Origin of the sequence: Actinomyces polynesiensis (genome assembly GCF_000820725.1) — a bacterium.
GTDB classification, from domain to species: domain Bacteria; phylum Actinomycetota; class Actinomycetes; order Actinomycetales; family Actinomycetaceae; genus Pauljensenia; species Pauljensenia polynesiensis.
This window is the reverse complement of record NZ_CCXH01000040.1, coordinates 1-1,585: the sequence shown is the minus strand read 5'-3', so window position 1 is coordinate 1,585 and position 1,585 is coordinate 1. Positions and strand designations below refer to the sequence as shown.

Here is a 1,585-nt window from a genome sequence, read left to right as displayed (position 1 = left end):
GCGCATGTCGAGCGGCGCGTCGTGGGAGTAGGAGAAGCCCCGCTCCCCGTCGTCGAGTTGGAGGCTGGAGACGCCCAGGTCCATGAGGACACCGTCGACCAGGCCGTCGGACCCGTGCTCCGCGGCGACCTCGTCGATGTGGTCGTAGGTGGTGGTCACGGCCGTGAAGCGTCCGCCGAACGGGGCCAGGCGCGCCGAGGCGAGGGCGATCGCCTCGGGGTCACGGTCGATGCCGACCACGTGGAGGTCGGGGAAGCGGGTGAGGGCTCCCTCGGTGTGTCCACCCATCCCGAGGGTGGCGTCGATGAGCACGGCTCCGGGGTGCTGGACAGCGGGCGCCAGCATGTCCAGGCACTCCTCGAGGAGCACCGGCACGTGCAGGTCCGCCGCCCGGCGGGGTTCTCCCCCGCGGGAGTGCTGCTGCTCGTCGTCAGCACTGGTGTCGACGTGGGAGTGCACGGACGCGTCCTCGTCGATGTGCACGGGTCCGCCCTCGTGCCCCTCCCCGGAGCCCCCGGCTCCCCCGGTCCTGACCACCTGTCCACCCCCTCCCGTGCCCGTCCCGGCCTCCTGTGCACGGACCGGGGTCCCCCACCGTGATCTGCCATCGGGGAAGTGATGTCAGAGCAGCGGGCGGAGACCTCGGCCCATGCCTCAGAACATGCCGGGGATGATCTCTTCTGCGGTGTTGGAGAACACGTCCTCCTGGACGGCGAGGTACTCGCGCCAGGCGGCCGCGTCCCAGATCTCGGCTCGGGAACCCGCGCCGATGACGGCGAGTTCCTTGCCCAGGCCTGCGTAGGTGCGCAGGTCGGTGGGGACGACGATGCGTCCCTGCTTGTCGGGGACCTCCTTGTAGGCGCCCGAGAGCATCACGCGGACCCAGTCACGGGCCTGCTTGGAGGACAGGGGCGCGCGACGGAGCTCCACGGTCATGGACTCGAACTCCTGGGCCGGGAACGCGTAGATGCAGCGCTCCTGACCACGTGTGAGGACGATGCCGCCCTCCATGTCGTCACGGAAACGGGCGGGCAGGATGACACGTCCCTTCTCGTCGAGCTTCGGCTCGTACGTCCCGAGGAACATGTCTCACCGCCTTCCCCTCCGTGACACGTGGCCCCACTTTAACCCACTTCCCTCCCCACAGAGCCAGGAATTGCCTCCGATCGGCCGGCGTGTCGACCTTGAATCGGCGGAACTTCGGCGAAAAGTCTCGGTGGAGTGAGGTGGAGGGAAATTCCGCGGGTCTCCTCCGTGGCGCCGACGAGGGCGGGTCCGTGACGTCGACCCGGGCTCGGGTGGAGGACGGTGGAGGCCACGGCGAGGAGGGCGCCACAGGGGTCCGGGCGTGGGACGGATGCCCTGCTTGGACACACCGAAGGGCCGTTGAACTGCGGTGATGCCTGGCCCCTGGTGACCGACGGCAGCGGAGCCGTGGAGGAGTCCCACCGGTCGGCCACCGCTGGCGGTCGGAGGGTCGACCTCGCCGCGACGGCTCGGGACCCGAGGGATCCCGGCGGATCCCGGCGGTGGAGGGAAGTGGGGGGACGTGGAGCGCGGTGGGGACGGTGGAGGGACGTGGGGA

Annotated in this window: 2 protein-coding genes; both read right to left on the bottom strand. The window is 70.2% G+C overall.

Annotated features, from left to right (window positions below; all coding sequences use genetic code 11):
- Positions 1-381, bottom strand: a 381-nt coding sequence (gene mraW, locus TA90_RS01460) for a 16S rRNA (cytosine(1402)-N(4))-methyltransferase (protein ID WP_043534249.1), incomplete at its 3' end; no start/stop codon positions are given.
- Between the two features lie 273 nt (positions 382-654).
- Positions 655-1,086: a division/cell wall cluster transcriptional repressor MraZ gene (gene mraZ, locus TA90_RS01455; protein ID WP_043534248.1), complete on the bottom strand. Its 432-nt coding sequence runs from the start codon at positions 1,084-1,086 to the stop codon at positions 655-657.
- Between the last annotated feature and the right edge of the window lie 499 nt (positions 1,087-1,585).

Excerpts from the sequence above, each read along its gene's own strand:
- mraZ (WP_043534248.1), bottom strand. The coding sequence starts at position 1,086 with ATGTTCCTCGGGACGTACGAGCCGAAGCTCGACGAGAAGGGACGTGTC.